This window comes from Siphonobacter aquaeclarae (assembly GCF_900103285.1).
Classification (GTDB): domain Bacteria; phylum Bacteroidota; class Bacteroidia; order Cytophagales; family Spirosomataceae; genus Siphonobacter; species Siphonobacter aquaeclarae.
Window position 1 is genome coordinate 38288 of sequence record NZ_FNGS01000004.1, and the last position, 25422, is coordinate 63709.

Sequence of the window (25422 nt, forward strand, 5' to 3'; positions counted from 1 at the left end):
GTTCAATCAGGATACGTTACGGTTCCGCAGGTCACCGGGAAGATTGCGGCCCTTCCCCTGACCTGTGGCCGTGCGTGATTTCCAGACGTTTTCCCGCAGCTTTCTTTTTACCGGTCAACGGACCGGACTCTATTCACCGATACGCGGGAGCGTCCTTTCCATTACCCGTTTCCAAACCTGTCTTGTGCCGGCACTGCCGGTACGCTGTCTCCCATTTCTTAAACCCTGGCCATTATTCCCATGAACAGACGTTTACTCTGGTTATTGACAATCCTGATCGGTTGGTCGGTGACGGCCACGGCTCAAAGCCAGTTGCTGACCGGCCGGGTACTATCTGACGACGACAAAGTGGGGCTTCCCGGCGCGTCCGTCTCCCTGAAAGGCACGGCCATCGGCACCACGACCGATGCCCAGGGCGCATTCAAGCTCAGCCTCCCCGCCGGCGGCGCCACGCTGGTGATCACGTTTATCGGCTACATCAAACAGGAAGTAGCCATTACCACACAGACTACCCTGGAAGTATACCTCAAACCGGAGGCCAGCCAGCTGACGGAGGTCGTCGTGACCGCCCTCGGTATCCAGCGTGAGAAAAAAGCGCTTGGATATGCTCAGCAGAGCATCGGTGGAAAAGCGGTGTCGGAGGTGCGCCCGTCGAACGTCGCCAACGCGCTCTCCGGTAAAGTGGCCGGCCTCCGGATTCAGGCGGGTACCGGCCCCGGAGCCGGCTCCACCATTCAGATCCGCGGGGCTTCTTCCATTACGAATAACAACCAGCCTCTCATCGTCATCGACGGGGTACCCATCGAGCAATCGTTTCAGAAACGCCTCGGCGGGGGTATCGGGGATATCAACCCGGAAAACATCAAGGATATTTCTGTGTTAAAAGGGCCGTCCGCCTCGGCTCTGTACGGATCCCGTGCCGCCAACGGGGTCATTCTTATCACGACGAAGGACGGCGCCGGTACGAAGGGTATCGGCGTCGAAGTGAACACCAACTATACCTTCGAGCGTCCGTGGATTATTCCGGATTTCCAGAACACCTATGGAGGCGGTAACGGGTACCGGACCTGGTATACCGACGGCTGGAGCGGAGCCATTACCAATCCCCAGGAAATCCAGCAGTACCGCGCCGCCTATGGCCCGTATGCGCCGCTGACCGGGACGGAAGGTACCGACGAAAGCTGGGGCGCGCCGATGGACGGTCGCCTCGTCCGCCAGTGGTGGACCGGTACCGACGTCGCGCCGCTGACCCCTAACCCCAACAACTACAAGGACTTCTGGCAAACGGGAACGACCTGGTCGAACAACATCGCCATCTCCGGCGGAAACGACAAGGGCAGCTTCCGCCTGGGCCTCGGCCGCCTGGACCAGAAGGGCATCATGTATTACAATGATTATCACCGGAATAACTATAAACTGAATGCCGCATACCATTTCACGCCGAAGCTGAGCGTCAACGTATCGGCAGAGTATATCCAGAGCGGTTCGGGCAACCGGGGATATACCGGCGGACAGGAATTTATCTGGTCGCACCGGCAAACCGACTGGGTGAAACTGCGTAACTGGCGCGACTATGCCAGCGTGCATATCCAGAAAGCCGGCGACACCGATCCCCCGAACTGGCAGCATACTTTCTTCACCAATCCCTATTATCTCCAGGAAAAAACGCCCAGCTCGGATACGAAGGACCGGCTCGTCGGCAACATCGCCATGACATACAAAATCCTGCCGGATCTGAGCATTATGCTCCGTTCGGGTACGGACTTATGGACGCAGACCGCCATCAACGTCGGCAATTTCGAGCGCGTCCGGAATGGCTCCCGGTCGTACGGCGCCTATTCCGAAGAAGTACTGCGTCGTCAGGAAACGAATACCGACGTTTTGCTTACCTATCGCAAGGATATCTCGGAATCCTTTTCTGTCAATGCCACGGCCGGCGCGCTGCTCCGCACCAATTATTACAAACGGAACTACACCAACGTGGGTCAGCTGGTCGTCGACGGCGTGTATAACCTCGCCAACTCCATCGCCACGCAGAATACCGTGGCGAGCCGGATCGAGCGGAAGGAAAGCCAGTCGGTCTTCGGAGCCGTCAACCTCGGCTGGCAGAATATGCTCTTCCTCGACGTAACGGCGCGGAACGACTGGTCGTCTACCCTCCCGTCAGACAACCGCAGCTACTTCTACCCTTCTGCGGCATTGAGCGCCGTACTGACTGACATCGTACCGTCGCTCAAAAACTCCACCCTTTCCTTCCTGAAAGTACGGGGCAGCCTGGCGCAGGTCGGGAATGATACCGATCCGTACCGCCTCAACCCGACGTTTACACCGGGAACCTCCTGGAACGGCTCGCTGCCGGAATTTTTCGAGCCGACGCAGAAGCCCAACAACCGCCTGAAACCGGAAATCACAACCGGCAAGGAAGTCGGACTGGAAGCCCGGTTTTTCCGTGGAAAACTTGGCCTTGACATCACCTACTACGAGCAGTTGACGAAAGATCAGATCATTCCGGTGCAGCTGTCGAAGGCCACGGGCTACAACAGCGCCATTCAGAACATCGGAAAAATGCAGAACCGGGGGATTGAAATCACCCTGACAGGTACTCCGATCAAGCTCGAAAACGGCTTTACCTGGGACGTGGCGGTGAACTTCTCCCGAAACCGCAACAAAGTCATCGAGCTCCTTCCCGGCGTACTCAATAACCTGGTTATCAATGAACGCCGCGGCCTGACGCTCGAAGCCCGCGCCGGGCAGCCCTATGGCACCCTGTATGGCTACGGCTTTGAGCGGGTGCAGGGCAGTAATCCGGCGGCGGCGTATTACGACGGCTCGGGCAAGTATGTAGGTCAGCTGGTGATGGGTGCCAACGGTCTTCCGATCAAATCCACGACCCAGAAGATCCTCGGAAACGTCCAGCCCGACTGGATGGGCGGCCTGACCAATACGTTCTCCTGGAAAGGCGTGGTACTCTCGGCTCTTATCGACGCGAAAATCGGCGGCGATATGTATGACGAAGGAACTGCCAACGCCCGCTGGACCGGTCAATACGCCGAAACCGCTGTCGGCCGGGAAGAAGGCGTCATCGGCCAGGGCGTGAATCAGGTCTTCAAGTCGGACGGAAGCTACACCTTCAAGCCCAACAGCACCATCGTTTCGGCGAATCAGTACTACGGCTACAACAACCCGCGGAACTACCACGAAGCGGCCATTTTCGACGCCAGCTATGTGAAACTGCGGGAAGTATCCCTCGGCTATCAGATCCCGGCGGGCTTTCTGAAGAAGTTCCGGGTGCAGTCGGCCAAGATTTCGGTCGTCGGACGAAACGTCGCGATGCTCTTCAAAAACCACCCCCATGCGGATCCGGAAATCGATGCCAACGGCGGCAATGCCCAGGGCTTCGGCTACGGGGAGCTTCCCTCCTCCCGGAGCATGGGTTTCAACCTGAGTGTAGGATTCTGAGGGCGGAAGCCGGCTGATCAATGAAGAACATTAATTCCCTGAAAATGAAAGCATTTACGATAAAGAATTGGCTGGTCGCCGCAGGTATTGCCGCCCTTTCAGGCGGGTGTACGGGCAGTTTCGACTCGATGAATACCGACCCGAACAGTCCGACGACCATCTCTCCCCAGTACCTGCTGACGTACGGACTGGAAAAGTCGATCGACCGGTACTGGGGCAGCAATACCCGCTTCGAGCGGCTGAACCTCGACGCCGGTGAGCTCTGGATTCAGCATCTCGGCCGGAACATCTACTCCAACGAAGGCGACAACTACGAAGCCTCCCAGGCCCTGATGCTCAATAACTGGCAGTCGTTTTTCAACGATTCGCAATTGAATTTCCAGCGGATACTGACCATCACAGATGAAAAAGGTACTGCGCCGAATGCCAACTACTACGGCGTCGCGCTGGTGATGCGGACGTGGGTATTCATGATCCTGACCGACGTATTCGGGGCGATTCCATACTCGGAAGCCCTCAAAGGCTCGACCGGCACGCCTATCCTCACACCGAAGTACGATTCCCAGGACAAGGTATACGAGCAGATGCTCGCGGATTTGAAAACGGCGAATGAAAAGCTCTCTGTGACGGGACCGGCCATTTCCGGCGATATCGTCTACAACGGCAGCATCCTGAAATGGAAGAAGTTCGCCAATTCCCTCCGCCTGCGCCTGGCCAACCGGCAGGCCGCGAAAAAACCGGCAGAGTCGCGGGCGATTATGAAGGAGATACTCGCCAGCCCGGATACCTACCCGATTTTCACAAGCAACGATGACAATGCCAGCCTCAAAACGACGACGTCCCGTCCGTCCAACAACGAATGGAACGAAACGATGATCTGGGGCAGCCGTACCGACTGGAACCTTTCCAAAACCCTGGTAGACAAGCTATTGTCGCTCAACGATCCCCGTCTGGACGTCTACGGTATCAAGCAGGGGAGTGCCTGGCTCGGCGTACCCAACGGACTGCCTGACGCCATCGCGACCACCTACCTGTCGAGCGCCGCGAAAATCGGTGCCGCTTTCACCAAAGCCGAGGCGCCGGAACTCGTCATGACACTTTCGGAACTGTATTTGATTCTGGCGGAAGCGGCGATTGACGGAGATATCGACGGCGGGGCTACCGCGGCAAAAGACTACTTCGAAAAGGGCGTCAGCGCATCGATGGCGCAGTACGGCGTCACGCCGCCGGCCGGGTATTTCACGGGCATCGGGACCGTCACCCGCGAAAAAATCCTAGATCAGAAATGGATATCCCTTTTTGCTCAGGGTGTAGAAGCGTGGACAGAATGGCGCCGGACCGGCTACCCGGTGCTGCCCGCGCGGGATCCCCGTTCGGTATTTGCGAACGACGGCGTTCTGCCGACCCGCCTTCCCTATCCCGGTTCGGAAGCCTCCCTCAACGCCGTCAACATGAAGGAAGGCATCCAGCTCAACGGTGGTACCGACGACTTCAAAACGAAACTCTGGTGGGCTGAAAAGTAGGCCGTTAATACACTGATAATGAAAAAGATACTGACTTCTGTCTCCGTACTGGCTTTGATTTCCGCGCTGTATGCCTGTGAGAAAAAAGACGATCCGTTTGTTCCGCGGGTGGTGGCGCCTGTCCTCGTGCAGATCCTGGACGCGCCGTATCAAAGCGATTTCGCTTCGGAACCGGCTGTCGCAGCCGATAGCACCAAACCCGTGACGCTCCGGGCCCGCATCCTGAAGCTCGACAAGACCAATATCCTCGACAATACCAAGGGCATTGATTCCATTCCGGTACCGAACCTGAAGATCAGCCTGACCTTCCGGGACGGCAGTCCGGTTTCGGAAGGCACCACCGATGCCAAGGGTCTCGTCACGATTACGAAGACCTGGTCCGAGCTGGGCGTCACACCCAAATACACTGCGCCGAACCTGAAGTACTACAAGGGCCAGCGCGTGAGCCTGTCGTGGTCGGGCACGTACGACCAGCAGGATTTCACCCGTCTCTCTGCCGTCACCGTCAAATAAACCTCCTCATGAACCGTCGTAACTGGCTGAAATCCGGGGCTTTGGCCCTCGCAGGCGCAACCGTCGCCGACTACTGGAAAACCGCAGAAGCCGCTGAAATCGGCCTGCCGCACCTGGCCGGCCTGCCGGTCAGGGCGCGCCTGAACCTGAATGAAAACCCGTATGGACCATCTCCCAAGGCTCAGAAAGCCATTGCCGAGGCCATTTCGACCGGGTGGATGTACCAGCGGGATTCGATTTCGACTTTCAAGAAGATGATCGCCCGGGAAAACGGGGTAACGGAAGCCAACGTACTCCTCGGCGCCGGCTCCGGCGAGTTGCTCATGGCCGCTGGCATTTACTACACGATGAAGGGAGGATTGGGTACCAATATTGTCGGCGGAGATCCTACCTACATGCAGCTTTTACGTACGGCTACGGCATTGGGCGCCGACTTCCGTAAGACCCCGTTGACAACAGATTTCACCTATGATTACAAAGGCATGGCGGCGTCCGTCAATGACAAGACGTCCCTTATCTACCTTTGTAATCCCAATAACCCGACAGGTATTCTGGAAAACGCCGCAACCATGCGGGCGTTCTGCGAGGACATGAAAAAGCCCCTGTTCATCGACGAAGCCTACATGGACTATGCCGCCGATCCGAAAGGGAGCAGCATGACCGACCTCGTTCAAAAGGGCCATAACGTTCTCATCGCCCGTACTTTCTCCAAAGTACACGGCTTTGCCGGACTTCGGATCGGGTACCTGCTCGGGCAACCGGAAGTACTTCGGGAAATCAACAAGTATTGTACCGGCGGCGGGAGTATTTCGGCGACGTCGATGCGGGGCGCGATTGCCAGTTACATGGATGAAGACTTCGTCGCCTATTCCGTCGCAAAGTGTAAAGAGTCGAAAGAATACCTATATAAACTCCTGAAAGACAAGGGGTATGACTACCTGCCGTCGTCTTCCAACTTCGTACTCTTTCCGCTGAAAACCGACGGAAAGCAGTTTGTGGAAAAGATGGCGCAGATGGGTGTCGCCGTTCGCAACTGGGAATTCGCGGGCCAGCACTGGTGCCGGGTTTCCATGGGCACGCTCGACGAAATGAAAGTCTTCGGCGAAGCATTCACGTCTCTGGCCTAACCAACCCTTCCTGTCTGTACGCCGTTCCAGTTTGGCTGGGGCGGCGTTTTTTTTGGGGGGGGGGGGGTAGACGCGATCCGGTTTGTTGTTTTCGGTTTTCGGTTTTTGGTTTTCTGTTGGTGGAGGGAGGGCGCGGCCGAAAATCTATCCTTTGGTAACATGATTCTCACGATTTCCTTCTTAATTTGACAAAAGCGACTTTCAGTCCGAAAAACGAAAAACGAAAACCGAAAACTGTAAACTCTAAACCGAAAACGCCAATCTCCTCCCCCATGGAAGACACCCCCTACATCGCCCCGCCGGCCGGCCTGAATCCCGGTATACCACCGAAGCCGAATAACTGGCTGGTACCTGCTATTCTCATTACCTTATTCTGTTGCAATTACCTGGGTGTAGTCGGGGTGATTTATGCGGCGAGGGTTGACGCGAAGTACAACCTGGGCGATTATGCCGGTGCGGAAGCCGATGCAAAACAAGCCAAGCTCTGGACGTTGATTCCGCTGGCAGTCGGCGTATTTTGCTGGATTGCCTTCATGATCTTTTACGGCGCCGTTTTCTGGGCAGCCATGCAGAACAAGGGCACGTCTCCGACTTTCTGATTTGGTAGTTTGTGAATACATTACTCCGACATACGCTCTACTGGCTGGCGGCGGGCCTCGTGCTCGCCGTCGGTTTTTTGTACTACCGGTTCAATCCGGCTGAAGTTTCCTTCTTTCCTGCCTGCCTGCTCCGGAAGTACACCGGACTTTACTGCCCGGGTTGCGGCGCGCAGCGGGCGCTGCACCAGCTGCTTCACGGGCATATCCGTGAAGCCTTCCGGTACAATGCGCTGCTGGTGCTGGCTATCCCCTACGTTACGCTCGGGTTTGTGCTGGATATCGCCCGGCACCTGCGATGGACTACCCTTCATCCGGCTATGTACCGGAAGCAATCCGTTATTCTCGGCATCGCTGTACTCATTTGCCTGTTCTGGATTTTCCGGAATATTCCGCTGGAACCGTTCAGCTGGCTGGCGCCGGCCGGGGGTGTTGACTAACTTTCGGGAGCCATGTCAAAATCCGTTCTGATCGTTCTCTGCTTACTCGCCACAGATATGGCGTTAATGTTGGCGTTCCGCTATTATCAGCCTGAATGTGAACCCTGTCTGGCAGGGGCCGACTGTCCTCTCTGCCTGTCTGATGAACAATATGGGTTGATTGCACTGGCCTCTGCCGTACATATGGGGTTCTCCATTGCAGGAGCACGGCGGTTCCTCTCGACTAAGCGCGCTGGTTGATCCGGCTCTCCGAGTTTATAGTTCTGCTGGCAGGTACGAACCCTAAACTTCAAACTCTAAACTCTAAACTCCACCACATCACTTCTTCACCATCCGATACACCTCCGCTACCCCCGTCACCCGGGTCACTTCCACGAGGTAGACGCCCTGGGGAAGGTTGCCGACAAAAATGTCTTTCTTCAGTTCGGGAGTGGCGACGAGCCGGCCCTGCAAATCGGTGATGCGAACCTGGCGGATCAAGGACAAATCGCTTTCTTCGAGACGGAACGACTCCTGCACCGGGTTCGGATACAAGGCGCTCCGGTCGTCAAAAACCACGCTCGATACGGGGCTGTATTCGGCGGTGCGGTCGCGGTCGACCGTCATTAGCCGGTAATAATTCGCGCCGGAAACGGGCGTTTGATCCGTAAAGGAATAGCTCTGCCGGACCGTACTTTCCCCCTTTGCCGACACTTTTCCGATTGTTTTCCAGGTACGGCCGTCGCGGCTGTGCTGAACGGAGAAGTACCCGGCATTTTTTTCCGTGGCTGTAGACCATTGCAGCACGGCAGACCGCCCTTCGCGCCGGGCTTCGAACCGCAGCAGGGTAACAGGCAGCGAGCCTTCCGCCAGTTCAAACAGCATGACATCGGAGGCCGGAACTGTCACGTTCAGCGTGCCGGTTACCGCCGCCACGCGGCCGCCTGGTACCGTTCCGGAAAACAGCTCCCTCGCCTGGTAAGAAGCAGAAGCGTTGAGCCCGACGCGACCCAGGTCAACCGAATAGGCCTTGTCCGCCGAGCCGAAATTGAGCACAGCCAGGTACGTACGGCCATTCAGGGTCTTGACAAACAGCTCGTTTGGGTCCCAGCCGGTATTTCCTTCAACGGGGCGGAAAGCCTTACCGTCCCGGGCCAGCAACAACAGATCGGCATTCTGGAGCAGGTCCTGCGACCGGGCAATCCACGGTCCGCTTCCGGAATAATCATCTCCGGTTACCAGTGTTCCCGTTAAAATAGAAGAAGCCAGGCGGAGGCGGTTCTTTCCGGCCGACTGCGATCCAAAGACGACGTGGTCGCCGTCGATATACGGGTAAATCTGGTCCTGCCACCAGCCGTAGTTGGTACTGTTGAGGGTGTAGGCCGACTCCCAGGTATCCGAATAGGCATCACACGCAATGCGGCGCATGTGCGCGTACCGGCCTGTAGCGAGGTTAGGCGAAATAGCGGCATAGACAAGCATCTTGCCATCCAGCTGATCAATCAGGTACTCCATCCCGACCCGGTAGGCCTGCATGCCGGTGTAAACCCCTGACTGATAGAAAGAATCCGCTTCGAGCGACGCATGCCCGAGGAAATCGATCTTGATCATCTCGAATCCACAGGCCTTGAACTTGCCGATCAGGTAGGCGATGCGCTCTTTCGTACCCGGGTGCGTGGGATCCAGGGCGTATGCGCCGTCGAGCTCGACAGGACCGCCGTTGACTTTCGTCCAGCACTGATCATACGTATACGTCGAGCCTTCCATCTGCCGGCTGTACTTTCCCCAGTCCACAAAAGGCGCCCAGTAAATACCTGGTTTCAAGCCTTTTGACTTGCAGTAATTGGCGAATTCAGTCAGCTGGGAAAAATCCCCGCTCCAGCCGCCGGGCGTGAGATTATCCCAGTAGGAATCGAGGTCGACATACACCGTACTGTCCCCATTCCGGAAAGCGGGAATACCGGTGGAGATAAAATCAGCTACAGCCTTTCCTTTGGCGAGGGTGATGTTTTGCTGGATCGCGCCCCAGCTATTCCAGGAGAAGGGCGTGGCTTTGGTCCAGTTCGCAATGTACCGAGGCTCGGCCAGGGCGTTGAAACGACCGTATTCTTCGAGGCCGGTACGCCAGTCGTCGTCATACGAAACCGAAATCCGGGGCGATTTACAGGTCGTCTGCCCGACGTTCACCCAGCCGTGCCCGCACTTGTCCCGCGTTTGGCTCTGGCTCGTCCATCCGGCTATCACCGAGGCAAACCAGCTTTCCACGCGTCCTTCACCAACGAGGTTGACGCCTGTTTTCCATTCCTTGTGCTCAACCGACCCCATCACGACGCCTTTGCGGCTCGTGTTGTCGTAAATCGCCGTGACTTCACCGCTGTAGATCGTCGTGTAGCGCATTTCCTTGGCTTCATACCGAACCCAGGCGTCATTGTCATACGGGACGAGCAGGCCGCGCCGGTCTCCGTTCGACTGAATATTGATGTAGTTGGTCGTCAGCGGCGACATTTTGTAGCAGTTGGCACCGTTTCCGCTGAGGACTACTTCCGTGAAATACTGCTCGCGCCCGGGATAGGTGTAAAATACCTGTTGCATGTCGATCAGGCCCGGACCGGTGGAGGTAATCACGTGGCGGGTACCGCTGCCAAAGGCGTCGTTTACGGCGGAAGAGCTGTACGACCGGGCGGTATAACCGGCATTGCTGTTGAAAATCTGGTTGGAATAGGCGGACGACCACGCTCCGCCGATGATTTTCGTTCCCCGGAAATACACGTCGTACAGGCCGTTCGCCAGGTCGTATTCAATGCGGCTGTTGGTCCCGAAAGCAATGGTTTGCAGGGAGGGCGTTGCGGCTGGCGACAGCGTAATCTTGTCGATATTGGGCCCGTAGCTATAGACGTTATCGAAGCGCAGGGTATTGGCGCCGGCGTTGAGCGTAATCATCGTCCGGATAGCAGCAGGCGCTTCCCAGCCACCCGACGGCGGGCAGGTGATCACTACCGGCGTGCCTCCGTTGGGCGTAACGTTGATCGTGCGCTGATCACCCGTGCAGTACGTGATCAGCAGGTTGTAGGTACCGGCTGCCGGAACGTTTACGGCGATATCCACCGCTCCCGATCCCAGGTTTCCGGCCATCTTCTGGCCTGAGCAGGCTGCGCAGTTGCTTTGGCCGGCCCCGTTGGAATAGGTGCCGCTTTCTGCTTCATACTCCTGGGCGGCCGCGCCGAAGGCCGTCAACCAGAAAAGTGTACATGCCAGGGCCAGACGGCCGCGCGGAAGAGAATAGAGTTTTTTCATCTTCAGAAGGAATATAGGATAAGAGCGAGCGAAACTAGGGTAAGAACCCACCATCGAAAATGGACAATGCCTTCAATAACATGGACATTTCTACGATCAACCCTTTTTTGACCGGAGTCGGAAAGGCTGCCGGATCAACCGTTATTTAGTCCATTTATTTCCCTCTTTTTTCCATTTCGGGCCGAAGGATGTTTTACTAGTTTTGACATTCCGACGACGCCGGGAGAGCGAACGATCGGGCGGCGTTATTCCGCAAGACCCAATTTCTATGTCGTTGATATTGAGCACCCTTCCGGGAGATGCGGAAGGCCGGCGCGCAGATTGTGTCCGGCTGACAAATCGGAGCGGGGCGTACGTCGAACTTACTAACTACGGGGCACGGGTTGTTTCGGTATGTGTACCGGACCGGACCGGTCGTATCGGCCACGTAGTACTGGGATTTCCTTCCGCCGAAGGATATGCGCAGGATAGCTGTTACATCGGGGCGACCGTCGGGCGCTTCGCCAACCGCATCCGGAACGCTTCCTTTGCGTTGGACGGTACCTCTTTCCGCCTTGACGCCAACGAAGCGCCGAACCATAATCACGGTGGTTTTCAAGGGTTTGACCGAAAATTTTTCATCACTCGTACGGAAGAAGATACCGTCCATTTCGATCTCCTCAGCGAGGACGGAGACGGAGGCTACCCCGGTGCGCTGGCCCTGACCGTTTCGTATACGTGGACAGATGCGCATGAACTGCAAATCCGGTATTCGGCTGTGACCGACCAGCCTACCCTCGCCAACCTGACCAATCACAGCTATTTCTGCCTGGGTCAGCCGGTGGCCGGTCACGTACTGACGCTGCGTGCAGATGCCTTTCTGGAAACGGACGGCCGGCATATTCCGACGGGCAGGTTCACGCCCCTGCCCGCCCGTACCTTCCGCCTCGGGGACCAGGATAGCCTGAATACCTGTTATGTACTGACGGATGAACCGGGGCCCGTCGCCACGCTCAGCCACCCTGAAACCGGGCGTAAACTGGAGGTCTTCACCACCTATCCCGGCCTGCTGGTGTACACCGGCGAGTACCTGGGGAGTACCGTACCGGGCCACGACGGCAAGCCGTATGGCCCGTTCGACGGTCTGTGCCTTGAGTGCCAATACTTTCCGGATAGCCCGAATCAGCCGGCGTTTCCGTCGCCGGTACTCCGGCCCGGCGAACGCTATGAACAGTCCATTTCCTTTCGCTTTTCTCTCCTATGAAATACCTTCTTTTTGTGCTGCTCCTTCCGGCGACGCTCTTCGCCCGGGAGCGCCCCTTCCAGCTATCGTCACCCGATAAACGCCTGCGCGTCAGCATTACGCTGGGTGACAGCATCCGGTATTCGGTTCAACTGGGTAAGGAGCCGGTGGTTCTTCCATCGGCTATTTCTATGTCTTTTGAAGGACGAAAAACCGGCGCAACGCTGCTCCGGTCTTCCATGCGGCAGGAGCGGTCGGTAGTACGACCCGCCTATGGTCCTTCCCTGAAAAATGAATACAATGAACTGATACTCACCTTTTCCGATCGCTACGCCGTCGTCTTTCGTACCTACAATGCCGGTATCGCCTGGCGTTTTGAGACGGCTTTCGGCGGAAAAACCAAGGTGTTGCAGGAAACGGCTACCTTCCGCACTGCCGGTGATCCGGAAGTATTTTTCCCCGAAACGGATACCTGGACTTCCTGGGAAGTACCTTATAAAACATATACGGCCCTTTCCGGTATGGAAAACGGAAAGAAGGCCATTACTCCCGCCCTGCTTTCGGCAAACGGCACCCGGGTGCTCATTTCTGAATCGGATGTGCAGGACTATCCCGGGCTTTACCTTCAGAAGCAAAACGGTACGCTCGCCGGTACCTGGGCTGCCTATCCGACACGAACAGAGCTGGGTAGCTGGGGCAATTTCGTTTCGGTCGTGAAGGAACGCGGAAGCTTCCTCTCCGAAACAGCAGGCTCCCGGACCTATCCCTGGCGCATTATTTCAGTGACGAAAGATGACCGGGATTTGCTGGAAAACTCCCTCGTCTACCTCCTGGCGCCCGCGCAGGAGAGCGGTGATTTTTCGTGGGTAAAACCCGGAAGGGCAGCCTGGGAATGGTGGCACGACGCCCTGCTCCCGGGCGCTGCGATTCCTTCCGGTATGAAAAACCGGAACACCGCGCTCTACAAACATTACATTGACTTTGCCGCCGAACAGCACCTGGAGTACCTGATGATCGATGCGGGCTGGTCGGACGTCTACGATCTCCGAAAAGGAAAGCCCGAAACGGATATCCGGAGTATCATCCAACACGGGAAAGACCGGCAGGTAGACGTTTTCCTGTGGTGTGTGGCGACGACGCTCCTGAAGGACCTGGCAGGTAACCTGGATTACCTGCGTTCGCTCGGAGCTGCCGGTATCAAAGTGGATTTTTTTGATCGGGATGACGCCGAAGCCGCCCGCTGGATGGCCGATATTGCCCGGGAAGCGGCAAAACGAAAACTCATGGTCGATTTCCACGGATGTCCGAAACCGACGGGTTTACACCGGAAATATCCCAATGTCATCAATTACGAAGCCGTTCGCGGCGCCGAGTGCTCGAAATGGGACCTGACCGCCAACCCCGACCAGCACTTGCTGACGACGTTCATCCGCGTACCCGCCGGCCCGCTCGACTACACCCCGGGCTCCATGCGCAACCGGACGAAAGCGACATTCAAGCCGGTAGATCCGGGATTGCCGATGACGCAGGGTACCCGATGCCACGAGCTTGCGCTGTTTGCGCTGTTTAATCAGCCCCTGGCGATGCTCTGCGATTCGCCGGAAGAGTACCGCCGGAATCCGGAATCCCTGGCGTTTTTATCGGCTATACCCACTGTTTTTGACGAAACGAAGGTACTGCAGGCCAAACTGGGCGAGTATGCCGTCATGGCCAAGCGGAAAGGTACGACCTGGTACCTCGGCGCCCTGGGTAACTGGCAGGAGCATGCCCTCACCGTAGATTTCTCGTTTCTGCCGAAAGGAAAAACCTTCGAAGCGGCTGTTTACACCGACGCGCCGGATGCCGGTGAAAACGCAGAACACGCCGTCCGGAAGACGATTCAGGTAACGGCGTCTACCCGCCTGGAACTGCCGCTGGCGCCGGGAGGAGGGGCTGTGGCGGTATTGAAGCCGATTTGAACGTCTGTGTTGTCTGTGAAGTCTGTGAGAGATTATTTTTCTCACAGACGACACAGACTTCACAGACATGTTGAGTCGCATACAGAGAGAAGGGCGGTCGGGATTCCGGCTGCCCTTCTCTCTTTCAGTGATTCCGGTCAGCATAAAATAATCCATCTTGTTCATAAGATTGACCATTTAAGGCCCTTCTGATTCTTCCGAACTTCGCAGATATATTCCAATTAAATACCGGAATAAAACAAAAGACATGCTCGGTTGGCCAGCGCCGGTTTTAACACGCCGGCGTCGCGCCTCCGGCAGGTCCTCTGCTGCCCTGTTTCGCTCTCCCGGCCGAGTCGCAGCAAAAAGGAATCTCATGATCAAACCTGTATGAATGATGAAAAATCGAATTTTACCGGTAATACTTCTCTGCCTGACGACGGTCGGCGCCTTTGCCCAGCACGTGCTGAAGGGGCGGGTGACCGACCAGGTAACGCAGGCGCCGATTTTCGGTGCACAGATCACCCTGAAATCGGACCGGACGAAGGGTACAATCACCAATGACGCCGGGGAGTTTACCCTCCAGGCTCCGGCGGGGGCTGTCACACTGATCGTCCATTCGCTGGGATACAAGGACGCAGAAGTACCGGTGGGAAATCAGACGTTTCTGACGATTTCCCTGGAAGAAGATAATGCAAAAGGCCTGGACGAGATCGTCGTGGTAGGAGCCGTTGTCAAACGGGAAAACCTGACCGGTGCTGTCTCCTCGATCAACTCGGCACGGATTTCCCAGACGCCTACCAACAGCATCAATCAGGCACTGCAGGGGAAAGTCGCCGGAGCCTACGTGGTTTCCAATGCCCAGCCGGGATCGGATGCGAGCATTAAAATCCGCGGGAATAACTCGATTCAGTTCGGGACGAACCCGATTTTTGTGGTCGACGGCGTCATCATCGACGGCGGGTTCAATACGCTCAACCCGGATGATATCGCGTCGGTAGATGTACTGAAAGACGCGGCCTCGACCGCCATTTACGGATCGCGCGGGGCCAACGGCGTCGTGGTCGTTACCACCAAAAAAGGGAAAAACGGCGTCGGAAAGGTTTCCTACAACGCCTGGTTCGGCGTCCAGCAGTTCAGCAAACGGGCGGCGACGATGGGTGGCAAAGACCTCTTCAACCTGCGCGTCGACGCCTATGCCAACGCCTGGCAGGAAAAAAATCCGCAGGGAAACCGGGATCAGTACATCGCGGATTCGCTGGTGAGTGACCGCTCCATCGCCTTCGGGAAGTACGAGCTCGACGCGTACCGCGCCGGGAAGTCGTACGATTGGCTTGACGCCGTGACGCGGAAGGGTTTCCAGCAAAACCATACGCTCAATTTCTCGGGCGGTACAGAAAAGGGCAGCTATTTCGTCAGCTTCAACTACACCGATCAGAAAGGCCTCGTACAGAACTCGAACTACCGCCGGCTGAGCGGCCGGGCGAATATTGAGCAGTATATCAAGCCCTGGCTGAAAATCGGTACCAATACGACGTTCTCGAATACGAAGGAAAAGTATGTCGACGGAAGCGTTTTCTCCGTCGCGGCGGGAGCAAACCCCCTCCTGAAAATCGATACGACCGGCTATTACCTCAAATACGCCGACATCCAAAACCAGGACGCCTACAACCCGCTCCGCAGTTTGTGGATTACGGGGGATAACTTCTCCAACCGGCTGTTGTCGAGCAATTACATCAATATCAACCCGATAAAGGACCTGAATATCCGGTCGACGGTCTCGTTTGACATCACCAGCCAGCAGACTTTCTGGTACACGCCGATGACGACCGGACAGGACAAGCGCAACAGTAACCACGGCAAGGCATCGCAGAAAAAGACCCTGTATAACAACCTCCAATGGGATAACACCATTACCTACAGCAAGACCTTCGGAGATCACTATGTCTCGTTGCTGGGCGGAACATCGATTCAGCTCAACAAGTACGACTACAACCAGGTAGATGCCTTCGGTTTCCCGAATGACGACTTTGGATACAAATTTCTCGGAGGGGCTTATTCGAAAGACAAGACTACCCTGTCGTCTGATTTCGTCACAACTACTTTGGCTTCCTTCCTCGGTCGCGCAGATTATAACTATAAGGACAAATATTTCGCTACAGCTACCATCCGGTACGACGGCTCCTCCAAATTCGGAGCTAACAACAAATGGGGAGCGTTTCCGTCGCTGGCGCTGGCATATGACATGACCCGGGAAACGTTCTGGAATGTCAAGGCTATCAACCGATTGAAATGGCGCGTTGGTTTTGGCATCGCTGGTAATCAGAACATTCCGAACTATGCGTTTGCCAGCCTGTACCGTCCGAATTATACCAACAATTCGGTAACGTATGTGTCGGACGGCCGCCTCGGCAACCCGTTCCTGCACTGGGAGCGGCAGAAGCAGCTGAACGTCGGCGTAGACCTGAGCCTGCTCGACAGCCGTCTGACGCTTACAGCCGATTACTTCAACATCGACAACGATAACCTGCTGATGGTACGGACGTTACCAACTACGACGGGCTTCACCAATACCGTTTCGAACGTAGGGGCGCTGAACAACAAGGGCATTGAACTGACGCTGGGCGCGGCGCTGATCCGGAAGAAAGACTTCCAGTGGAACGCCAACTTCATGCTGTCGAGCGATAAAAACAAAATCACCCGCCTCTACGGCAGCACGAAAGCGATTTACAACAAGGGCGGCTATACCGGCGTGGAAATTCAACGGACGGGCAACCTGTTTCTCGGAGAATCCCTCAACAGCGTCTACAGCCTCAAATTCGACAAGATTGCCCAGCAGTCCGACATGGAGCGGATCAAAAACATCGATTTTGCCGGGAGAACGGTCCATCCGGGCGATATCATTCCGGTGGACAAGGATGGCAACGGCGTCATCAACGACGACGACCGGTACGTAGTCGGCAACCTGACGCCTAAATTCTACGGCGGTTTCGGTACCGACCTGACCTACAAGGGCATCGGACTGAACCTCTTCTTCAACTACTCGTACGGGCTGAAGCGCCTGAGCGGATTTTATGAAGGATTGATGTCGTCGACGGGACTCAGCGCAGCCCATCAGGACCTGAACCGTCGCTGGACGCCGCAGAATACCGACACCAACGTACCCCGCGCGCTCTACGGCGTACCGCGGTACAGCTATGGCGATACCGACCTGGGCTTGCAGGATGCATCGTTCCTGCGCCTGTCGACCTTCACTGTATCGTATACACTACCCCGTCAGGTATCCCAATCCCTGCGTCTCGACAATACGCGGTTTTACATGACCGGCACCAACCAGCTTCTTTTCACGAAAGACAAGGGCTATGACCCGGAAACGGGCGACGGCTATCCGAACGCGAAAATGATCACCCTGGGCCTCAACGTTACTTTCTAGCACAAGACCACCATGAAAAAACGTATTTTTCTCCTGCCGCTGGTATTTCTGATGTCGTGCCAGGACTTCCTCAACCAGGAGCCGCAGACGGCCCTGACGCAGGAGCAGGTATTTTCCAAACTTGAAAACATCGATCCCCTCATCACGGGACTGTATACCAGCTGGCGGAACGCCCGGAAAGACCGGGGCGGGTTTATGTTCCAGCTCGGCGGCGACGAATCCCAGCAGGGCGCCTTTCAGGTAAAATCAGAACCGGATCAGGCGGGTCTCGACCGGTACGACGGCTTCCTGGCGCCCCGCAACAACGCCCTGACCCAGCAGTGGGACATGCGCTGGCCGATTGTAACGGCAGCTGCCAAGGCTATTCTGGCGCTTCAGACCAACAAGGAAGACGAAAACCGCCGGAACCAGCTCCTCGGAGAGGCCTCCTTTATCTGGGCTGCGGTATGCTTTGAGCTGACGCAGTACTGGGGTGATATTCCGGTAATTGACGCCGGGAAGATCGCCGAGTTGGGTACCGGTCGCAAACCCCTGCCGATGGTATATGATTACCTCGTCCGCTACCTCCAGTTTGCCGCGGACCATTTGCCTGAAAGTCAGACTGATAAGCGCCGCGTAACGAAATACGCCGCCATGGCTTTGCTCGGGAAAGTATACCTGTATGCTCCGCAAGCCGCCGGTGTCCGGGACTACCAAAAGGCTGCCGATCAGTTTCAGAAAGTGATTCAGTCGGGCAAGTACAGCCTGGTACCGAAGTATGCAGATCTGTTTGATCCGGGGAAAGCCAACTCGACCGAGTCGCTCTACGAGTTTCAGTTTACCAACACCTACCCTGACAACAACCAGACGCAGTGGCAGATGGGCTCGCGGGCGCTGGCGTCGGTCGACGGAAACTGCTCCTTCGGTGGCTATGACCTCATGGTTCCGACGGCCTATGCCTACAGCGACGTAACAAAAGGCGGTGTCTGGGAAACCGGCGATACCCGCAAAGACGCCAGTATCCGCTATGATTTCACGTACAAAGGCGAGGCGCCGAAGCTGCTTTCCGGTTTCGGCGGCGACGAACTCGACCCGCACGTGAAGAAGTTCGAAGATCCGCGGACGCAGGGCACGATGAGCTTCTGGTATTCGGGCAAGAACATCTTTTACCTGCGGTACGCGGACGTCCTGCTGTGCTATGCCGAGTGCCTCAATGAGCTCAACCGGACAAGCGAGGCCGTTACCATCGTCAACGACCAGATACGTAACCGCGCGTTTGGCGGAGCGATACCCGCCAGCCTGAAATGGGCGTCCGGTATCAGCCAGGATGATTTCCGGACGAAGATGCTCGACGAGCGCATGCGGGAACTGGCTTTTGAAGGCTGGCGGCGCATGGACCTCATCCGCTCCGGCAAGTTTGTCTCCCTCATCAAAGCCCGGAACAATTGGGCGGCGCAGAGCAATACCATCCAGGAGTTCCACATGCGGTACCCGATCCCGTTGACGGAAATCCTTCAGAATGAGGAGATTCCGCCGTCGGCGCAGAATCCGGGGTATCAGCAGTAGATGCTGTAGGCGATAAGCTGTAAGCAGTAGGCTTTAAGCAGTAGGCAATAGGCTGCAGGTAGTGGAGGCTGAGGTCTACGGGCGATAAGTAAAAGGCGGTTGGCGCATCTCTACGCCAACCGCCTTTTGCTTATTGCTTCTTGCCTACAGCTTAATGCTCTCCAGAAAAACCTTGCGGACATTCCAAAAATACGGCAGGTAGAACAGGAAATCGACCCGGAGGGAGCGACTGTATGGGAGATTGAAGTAGGGAATACGGGTTATAAATTGCCAGAAAAACAGACCGGTAAAATAAGCCAGCGTAATCCAGGCATCGTAATAACCTATGGAAACGGCCCATGCTTCTCCTCTCAAAATTGCGAAGCTGAGATAGGCCTTCAGCACCATAATAAGAACGAGAAGGCCATACAAATACGGAGACAAAAACGCCGGAAATCCAGGTACAGGATCAAAACGAATGGAATCCAAACCCGTAAAAACCCAGTAAAGAAAAGCGGAGAGAATAAACAGCGTATAAAAGATCCAGCCCACACACAAGAACTTCACATAAAAGGAATACGAAACGGGCGTCGGAGCAATAGTATTCATAGGATTGGATGGAAGGGTATCGACCCAAAACTAGTGAATATCTTTGGATAAGCTGTAGGCTATAAGCTATATGCTGTAAGCGATAGGTCGGCGGATCATTTCCAAATCGAACCCCTGGCCTAAAGCCTACAGCTTAAAGCCTATAGCCACTACGGCACCAACTGATTCCGCTTCCGGTATTCCGTCGGCGGGATATCCATCAGTTTGGCGAACATGCGGGAGAAATAGTACTGATCTTCGATGCCGAGAAGAATGGCCATCTCCTTGATACTCATCCGCGTAAAGGTGAGGTACTGGCAGGCTTTCTGGATTTTCAGGTGATTGAAGTATTCGATGGGCGAGTACCCGGTTTTATTCCGGAATAATACTGAGAAATGGGAGACGGAAAGGTTGGCAAAATCCGCGAATTCGTTCAGGCTGACGACTTCCCCTACCCGCTTCTGCATCAGTTCAATCGTCTGTTCGACGACATGATTTTCCCGCTCCGCTTCCTGGTTGTTGAACTTGTCTTCGTAGAGCAAGGACGACAGAAAATGCTGAAATGTCATGTTGACGTACTTCAATGTATCGTCGCTGTACCCCTTTTCCAGGTTGTCGTAAATCTCGTCAAAGAGCTTGATGCGGTTGGCATTATAGGCCAGTGTCGGCTTGTAATTCGGTGCGTTTTTCAGGATTAAGTCGACGATATACTGGGATATCTGTCCTTTGAAATGGATCCAGTAAATCGTCCACGGATCGTCGGCGTCGGAGCCGTAGCGATGGGGCGTATGCGCCGGAATCGCCATGAATTGTGACGGCGCTACTTCGATCTTCTTCTTGCCGATTTCGGCCCATCCGTGCCCGTTAATGCAATAGATAATGATGTGCTGACTAATACCCTGTGCCCGCTCGACATGGTGAAACCGGGCCTTCGGATAGTACCCGATATCGGTAATGTATACTTGCTGCGTAATGGGGTCGTTGACCAGAAATTCATTCTGGATTTTCCGGGGAAGGACAATCAGTCGTTGCCCCTCGAAACCTTCCCGTTTGCGTACTGCCTTGTCTTTCATCCCGTTTCACCTGAATAGGCGGGCGGCTTCGCCGCCCGCCTGCCCTTTCAATGTACGTTGAATACTTCTTCCATTTCCTCCAGCGTCTTGCCTTTGGTTTCCTTCACCCGGAACCAAACGAAAACCAGCCCGGCAAAGCAAACACCCGCATAGAGGTAAAAGGTAGCGTCTTTGAACCGCTCGAACAACAGCGGAAACGTAAAGACGAGCACGAAGTACGCCGCCCAGAGGCACACAATTGCCACGGTCGACGCCGCGCCCCGTACCGCATTCGGAAAAATCTCCGAAATCAGCACCCACGTCACCGGTCCGAGCGTCATGGCATAGACTCCGATGGCCGCCAGAAGAAACCAGGATACATCCGCCGATCCTTTCCCCAATAACGCCACGACGATCAGGTATAGCACGGCCAGGCCGCCGGAACCAATGAGCATCAAGGGTTTACGGCCGAGCTTATCCACCAGCGCCATCGCCGCCAGCGTAAAGACCAGGTTGATACCGCCGATGAAGATGGTCTGGAGCAACTGCCCGTCCTGCGAAACGCCGATGCTTTCGAAGATTTTCGGCGTGTAATTGAATACGACGTTGATCCCGCACAACTGCTGAAAAACGGCGAGCAGAATACCCGTCAGTACCACCGGAAACAGGCCCTTCCGGAACACCGCCGAAAACGACGGCGCCGCCTGCCCGTGCATGGATGCGCCGATTTTCTCCAGGCCTTCCCGGACGTACGATTCGTTTCCGATTTTGGCGAGCACGGCCGCCGCCCGGTCCTTTTTTCCAGCTTTCACCAGCCAGCGGGGACTTTCGGGAAGAAAAAACGTCCCGATCACAAACAGCAGAGACGGTACCGCTCCCAGCCCGAACATCCAGCGCCAGGCGTCGTCCCCGTTGTTGCGCAAACCGTAGTTGACCAGATTGGTGACGAGGATACCCGTCACTACAGTCAGCTGGTTGATCGCTACCATCCGTCCGCGGAGCGAAGCCGGGGCGATTTCGGCGATGTACACCGGCGACAGCATCGAGGCCATGCCCACGCCGATTCCGGCTATGAAACGGAAGAAAATGAAGGCGTCCCGGCCGGGACTGACGGCCATCGCCAGCGACGAAATACCGAATATCGACGCCGCCACGAGTAACCCCGGCCGACGCCCGAAGGCGTCGGCAATACGGCCCGCGACGATACATCCGAGCATCGCTCCGATGGCCAGGCTTCCCGTGGCCAGACCCTCCCAGTAGGCGGTGAGGCCAAACTGCTGCTCCAGAAAGGGCAGCGCCCCGGCGATCACGGCAAAGTCGAACCCGAACAAATACCCGCCCAGCGCGGAGATAAAGGAGATCCCGAGGATATAGGACCGGTTATAGGATGGTTGCATAGAAATAGGTTCAGAGCTGAAAACGTGCTTCTCCGACGGGCTGCCGGGTGAAAAACGGCGCCATCCGCCGGTGCATGGCCGCTCCCTGGTGGTGGGGGTCGAGCGACAGTACCTCCGCCAGCGTGGCGTCTCCGGCGGCCGCTTCGCCCAGCCCCAGCTGACCGAGGCCCTTCAGGTAGAGGCAGTGAATGCGGTTGCGGAGATTGAGATCACCCTCAAACACCAGCATATCCGGCAATGATACGGCGAAGTAATCGATCCGGACCTCGTCGGCCTCATGTGCTTCGGCAAACGACACGAGTCGGGCGAAAATTTCCCGGGCCTTCTCCTCCTCACCCAGTTGCCGCCAGGCGAGGGCCTGGTACACGATCTTGTCGGGCTGCTGGTCGTTGTAGTAAATGGCCTGGGCCGGTTCGCTGCTGCCTGCGGTGGCGCGGCGGAAGCTGTCTGCTGCATTCTTGCCCAGACCGGCCAGCGCCAGTCCCCGGAGGTAGTCGATGTCGTTTTCCCGGGCGCCGAAGAGCTTCCCTTCGCCGAGGTTTTCGGGATATACCTCCGTCGCCTTCAGCAGCGCCAGGGCCTGCGTGAAATCGCCGGAAAGAATAGCCTGTTTCGCCAGTTCGATATGGCAGAGGAGGAATTGCCCGACGACCTTCCCCTCTCCTCCTTCCCAGGGGTGAAATTTCCGGGCCGCGAGCAGGGCTTGCGCTTCTTCGTGCCGGAACAGGGAGTTGAGCAGGGTCAGGCGTTCGAGGTACAGATCATCGCGGCGGGCCACCAGGGCCGGATACCGGTCGAGTACCGCGAGGCGCTCTTCCGCCGGCTTCCCGATTACTTTGTAGAGCTGATCCAGCTCCATGAGTACGCGGGCGTCGGTCGGGTCGAGGGCAAAGGCCTTTTCGAGGTATCCGACGGCATCGTACTTCCGGCCGAGCTTGTTGTAACAAGCCAGCGACAGGTTGCGGTACGGGGTGGGATAGTCGGGAGAAAGGCGAACAGCTGTCTCCCAGGAGGCTATTGCTTCGGGATACTGGCGCTTGTCGTACCAGAGGTTTCCGAGGAAGGCGGCGGCTTTTCCGTCTGCCGGATTCCATTCCAGCGCAGTCCTGAGGATTTCGATTTCCTCGAGTTTGTTGGCGAAACAAGCGGCTGGATCTTGTTCGGAGGCTTCGGCGAAGTACTGCCGGGCAGTGTCCGCGTCTCCACGCTGAACCGCCAGCCAGCCCCGGTAATAGTACGGCAGCGGGTGGTTTTCGTCCAGAAAGTCCAATACCTGAGATGCTTCTTCGGCGAAACCGGCATGGGCGTAGGCCAGCGCAAGTTCGAAGTAGTTTTGCCGGGCGTTGCGCATCCGCTCCTTGAAAATAATCAACTGAGTAGCCGCAGATTCCCCGGTTTGCTTCTCCAGCAGGTATTGTTCAAACAGGCAGCCGAAATTGAAACGATCTATCGTCACCGATTCCGCTGCCAGCGCAGCCGCTTCAGTTACCCGACCGGCACGGCGCAGCAATGCCGTTTTCAGGTGCCGGACCGAAAGGCTATGGTACTGCCGCAGCAGGGATTTTTCTGCCAGCGCCAGCGCCTGTGTCGTTTTGCCCTTGCGGGCCGCGATGCGTGCGAGGAAGAGGAAAGCGCTGTGCTGCCAGGCATCGTTCCATGTCGCTTTGAAAAATGCGTCGTATGCTTCGTCGTACCGATGCTGAAAGAACAGGGATACGCCGAGGAGGTAGTATGGCTCGCCGTCGTACGGGTTCGGATTCCGTCGGGTGAGGGTTTTTACTGCCGTTTCGAAGTAGGGTTGCGCCTTCGCAAACTGGCCCCGGCGCAGGAGCAGCAGACCCATCGCGTTGTTGCAGCGGACGTCGTCCGGACTGCGGCGAAGGCCTTCTTCGTAATAATCTTCCGGACGGAAGGTCGCATGGCGGTACTGCTCCAGGTGCAACCCGTTGAGGTACAGGTCTTCGATCTGCTCAATCTCTGCCGGAGGAAGCGCCGCGACAGCCGCCGGGGGGATTTCCTTCGGTTCATCCGTTACTTCCGGCTCCCAGCTGACCAGCTCCTGCCCGACCGCGTCTGAAACAAGTACACGGGTTACTTTTCCCGGAAAAATCTCTTCGAAAACATCGGCGGGCGAAAGCCGGCGGGTATAGATGGCGACGGTCCTGTCTCCCTCGAACAGGTGAACAACCGCGTCGTTATAAACCGCTGTTGCATAGACTTTTACCTCAGTACCTTCCGGTACTTCCTCTACATTCACAAGCGCCTCCTTCGTTGCGTTTTTCACCGCGCCGATGCGGGAATAAGGCATGAAGTACTGCTCGAACGACTTGCTTTCGTTGGGCTGTATCCAGGAAAAATCGGGCTGGTTGTCGGTAAACATACCCGTCATCAGTTCGATGTAGGGGCCGTCTTCGTCGGTCAGGTTGCGGTCCCAGGCAAAGCCGAACTCCCCTTTTCCCCAGGTCCATTGTTTTTTACCCGGTGAAACGTGGTGATCGGCTACGTGCAGCATACCGGCCTGGGTATCATGCTCATAGCAGCCGATGAAATCGTACTTCGAGCGAATAGCCATGTACGAGGTCGGTACCGGAATATTCTTGTATCTCGAAATATCGGTACCCGGAGAGTAGTCGACTTTGTAGTAGGTTCCGGTTGCGATCGGGAAATCGGATACGTCCCGTTTTCCGTGATCAAAAACGGCGAATACATCGGGCGGGAATACCGACTGGTAATCGTCGTTGACCTTCACCGCCGGATTCGCCCACCAAAGAAAGGTTTGGGAGAAGGGCGTGGGGTTATAGAGCCGCCCCCGGATTTCGAGGTAGGCTTTGTCCGGGTACAAGGTAAACCCGGCCATGCCTTTCGTCCGGAACATGATTTCCGTTTCGGACACCCAGACGGTTTTACTGCCATCGGCATGTTCTTCAACCGAAAAATCAACCGGACTGAACGTACTCGGCCGGTGGTGCTGGGGCCAGTTGAATTCGATCCCGCCGGAGATCCACGGCCCGGCCAGCCCGACGAGCGCCGGCTTCACCACCTGATTATAATAGACAAAATCCCGCTGCTGCACCTTGTCGTACGCCCGCTGAATACGGCCGCCGATTTCGGGCAGAATCATGATTTTGAGGTAGTCGTTTTCGAGGAAGACGGCGGTATATTCCTCATCTGTTTTTTCGTCAGACAGGCTTTCGATGACCGGATGCGGGTATACGACTCCGCTGCTGCCCTGGTAGACCCGCTTTTCGAGAAACATCGGGTTTTTCTCCGGCTCACCGGCTTTGTACGTCGGAAGGGTGACTTTTTCGACCCATGCAGTTACGTTCATGATTGATTTT

General features: G+C 56.3%; 15 protein-coding genes. 10 read left to right on the plus strand and 5 right to left on the minus strand.

The genetic code is table 11. The annotated features are described in order from the left end of the window. Positions 1-240: 240 nt before the first annotated feature. The 6 genes from BLR09_RS10625 to BLR09_RS10650 all read left to right on the plus strand — a co-directional run bounded on the left by BLR09_RS10625 (position 241) and on the right by BLR09_RS10650 (position 7658). Positions 241-3459, plus strand: a complete 3219-nt coding sequence (locus tag BLR09_RS10625) for a SusC/RagA family TonB-linked outer membrane protein (protein WP_093201558.1) — start codon at positions 241-243, stop codon at positions 3457-3459. 44 nt (positions 3460-3503) lie between these two features. Beyond that, on the plus strand, positions 3504-4982 hold the full coding sequence (locus BLR09_RS10630; RefSeq protein ID WP_093202820.1) for a SusD/RagB family nutrient-binding outer membrane lipoprotein: 1479 nt from the start codon (positions 3504-3506) through the stop codon (positions 4980-4982). 18 nt (positions 4983-5000) lie between these two features. After that, entirely contained in the window at positions 5001-5495 is a 495-nt protein-coding gene (locus BLR09_RS10635; RefSeq protein ID WP_093201560.1) for a hypothetical protein, read from the plus strand. An 8-nt stretch (positions 5496-5503) separates the two neighbouring features. Further along, a complete protein-coding gene (locus tag BLR09_RS10640) occupies positions 5504-6622 on the plus strand; it encodes a pyridoxal phosphate-dependent aminotransferase (RefSeq protein WP_093201563.1) in 1119 nt (372 codons plus the stop codon). Between the two features lie 272 nt (positions 6623-6894). Beyond that, positions 6895-7221 carry a CD225/dispanin family protein gene (locus BLR09_RS10645; protein WP_093202823.1) on the plus strand — a complete coding sequence of 109 codons (327 nt, stop codon included), beginning with the start codon at positions 6895-6897 and terminating at the stop codon, positions 7219-7221. A gap of 11 nt (positions 7222-7232) precedes the next feature. Beyond that, entirely contained in the window at positions 7233-7658 is a 426-nt protein-coding gene (locus BLR09_RS10650) for a DUF2752 domain-containing protein (protein ID WP_093201565.1), read from the plus strand. A 318-nt stretch (positions 7659-7976) separates the two neighbouring features. On the opposite strand, the gene BLR09_RS10655 is transcribed toward BLR09_RS10650, so the two are convergent. Further along, positions 7977-10931: a CBM35 domain-containing protein gene (locus tag BLR09_RS10655; protein ID WP_093201568.1), complete on the minus strand. Its 2955-nt coding sequence runs from the start codon at positions 10929-10931 to the stop codon at positions 7977-7979. 268 nt (positions 10932-11199) lie between these two features. Between BLR09_RS10655 and BLR09_RS10660 the strand changes: the two genes are divergently transcribed. From BLR09_RS10660 to BLR09_RS10675, 4 genes are all read left to right on the plus strand, one after another. Then, positions 11200-12174, plus strand: a complete 975-nt coding sequence (locus BLR09_RS10660) for an aldose epimerase family protein (protein WP_093201570.1) — start codon at positions 11200-11202, stop codon at positions 12172-12174. Continuing rightward, positions 12171-14111 (plus strand): glycoside hydrolase family 97 protein, encoded by a 1941-nt coding sequence (locus BLR09_RS10665; protein ID WP_093201573.1) that lies wholly within the window; start codon positions 12171-12173, stop codon positions 14109-14111. Before BLR09_RS10660 ends, BLR09_RS10665 begins: the two co-directional genes overlap by 4 nt. Positions 14112-14487: 376 nt before the next feature. Further along, positions 14488-17523: a SusC/RagA family TonB-linked outer membrane protein gene (locus tag BLR09_RS10670; RefSeq protein ID WP_176785519.1), complete on the plus strand. Its 3036-nt coding sequence runs from the start codon at positions 14488-14490 to the stop codon at positions 17521-17523. A 12-nt stretch (positions 17524-17535) separates the two neighbouring features. Next, positions 17536-19068, plus strand: a complete 1533-nt coding sequence (locus BLR09_RS10675) for a RagB/SusD family nutrient uptake outer membrane protein (RefSeq protein ID WP_093201578.1) — start codon at positions 17536-17538, stop codon at positions 19066-19068. Between the two features lie 144 nt (positions 19069-19212). Here the strand turns inward: BLR09_RS10675 and BLR09_RS10680 are convergent, their stop codons facing one another. The 4 genes from BLR09_RS10680 to BLR09_RS10695 form a co-directional block, all read right to left on the minus strand. After that, positions 19213-19656 (minus strand): hypothetical protein, encoded by a 444-nt coding sequence (locus BLR09_RS10680; RefSeq protein WP_093201581.1) that lies wholly within the window; start codon positions 19654-19656, stop codon positions 19213-19215. 149 nt (positions 19657-19805) lie between these two features. After that, positions 19806-20708 carry an AraC family transcriptional regulator gene (locus BLR09_RS10685; protein ID WP_093201583.1) on the minus strand — a complete coding sequence of 301 codons (903 nt, stop codon included), beginning with the start codon at positions 20706-20708 and terminating at the stop codon, positions 19806-19808. Positions 20709-20755: 47 nt separating this feature from the next. Further along, entirely contained in the window at positions 20756-22084 is a 1329-nt protein-coding gene (locus tag BLR09_RS10690) for a sugar porter family MFS transporter (RefSeq protein WP_093201586.1), read from the minus strand. A gap of 10 nt (positions 22085-22094) precedes the next feature. Beyond that, positions 22095-25412 (minus strand): DUF5107 domain-containing protein, encoded by a 3318-nt coding sequence (locus BLR09_RS10695; RefSeq protein ID WP_093201589.1) that lies wholly within the window; start codon positions 25410-25412, stop codon positions 22095-22097. Positions 25413-25422: the final 10 nt, after the last annotated feature.

Excerpts from the sequence above, each read along its gene's own strand:
- BLR09_RS10645 (WP_093202823.1), top strand. The coding sequence starts at position 6,895 with ATGGAAGACACCCCCTACATCGCCCCGCCGGCCGGCCTGAATCCCGGT.
- BLR09_RS10625 (WP_093201558.1), top strand. The coding sequence starts at position 241 with ATGAACAGACGTTTACTCTGGTTATTGACAATCCTGATCGGTTGGTCG.
- BLR09_RS10630 (WP_093202820.1), top strand. The coding sequence starts at position 3,504 with ATGAAAGCATTTACGATAAAGAATTGGCTGGTCGCCGCAGGTATTGCC.
- BLR09_RS10660 (WP_093201570.1), top strand. The coding sequence starts at position 11,200 with ATGTCGTTGATATTGAGCACCCTTCCGGGAGATGCGGAAGGCCGGCGC.
- BLR09_RS10695 (WP_093201589.1), bottom strand. The coding sequence starts at position 25,412 with ATGAACGTAACTGCATGGGTCGAAAAAGTCACCCTTCCGACGTACAAA.
- BLR09_RS10635 (WP_093201560.1), top strand. The coding sequence starts at position 5,001 with ATGAAAAAGATACTGACTTCTGTCTCCGTACTGGCTTTGATTTCCGCG.
- BLR09_RS10685 (WP_093201583.1), bottom strand. The coding sequence starts at position 20,708 with ATGAAAGACAAGGCAGTACGCAAACGGGAAGGTTTCGAGGGGCAACGA.
- BLR09_RS10665 (WP_093201573.1), top strand. The coding sequence starts at position 12,171 with ATGAAATACCTTCTTTTTGTGCTGCTCCTTCCGGCGACGCTCTTCGCC.
- BLR09_RS10680 (WP_093201581.1), bottom strand. The coding sequence starts at position 19,656 with ATGAATACTATTGCTCCGACGCCCGTTTCGTATTCCTTTTATGTGAAG.
- BLR09_RS10690 (WP_093201586.1), bottom strand. The coding sequence starts at position 22,084 with ATGCAACCATCCTATAACCGGTCCTATATCCTCGGGATCTCCTTTATC.
- BLR09_RS10640 (WP_093201563.1), top strand. The coding sequence starts at position 5,504 with ATGAACCGTCGTAACTGGCTGAAATCCGGGGCTTTGGCCCTCGCAGGC.
- BLR09_RS10675 (WP_093201578.1), top strand. The coding sequence starts at position 17,536 with ATGAAAAAACGTATTTTTCTCCTGCCGCTGGTATTTCTGATGTCGTGC.
- BLR09_RS10670 (WP_176785519.1), top strand. The coding sequence starts at position 14,488 with ATGAAAAATCGAATTTTACCGGTAATACTTCTCTGCCTGACGACGGTC.
- BLR09_RS10655 (WP_093201568.1), bottom strand. The coding sequence starts at position 10,931 with ATGAAAAAACTCTATTCTCTTCCGCGCGGCCGTCTGGCCCTGGCATGT.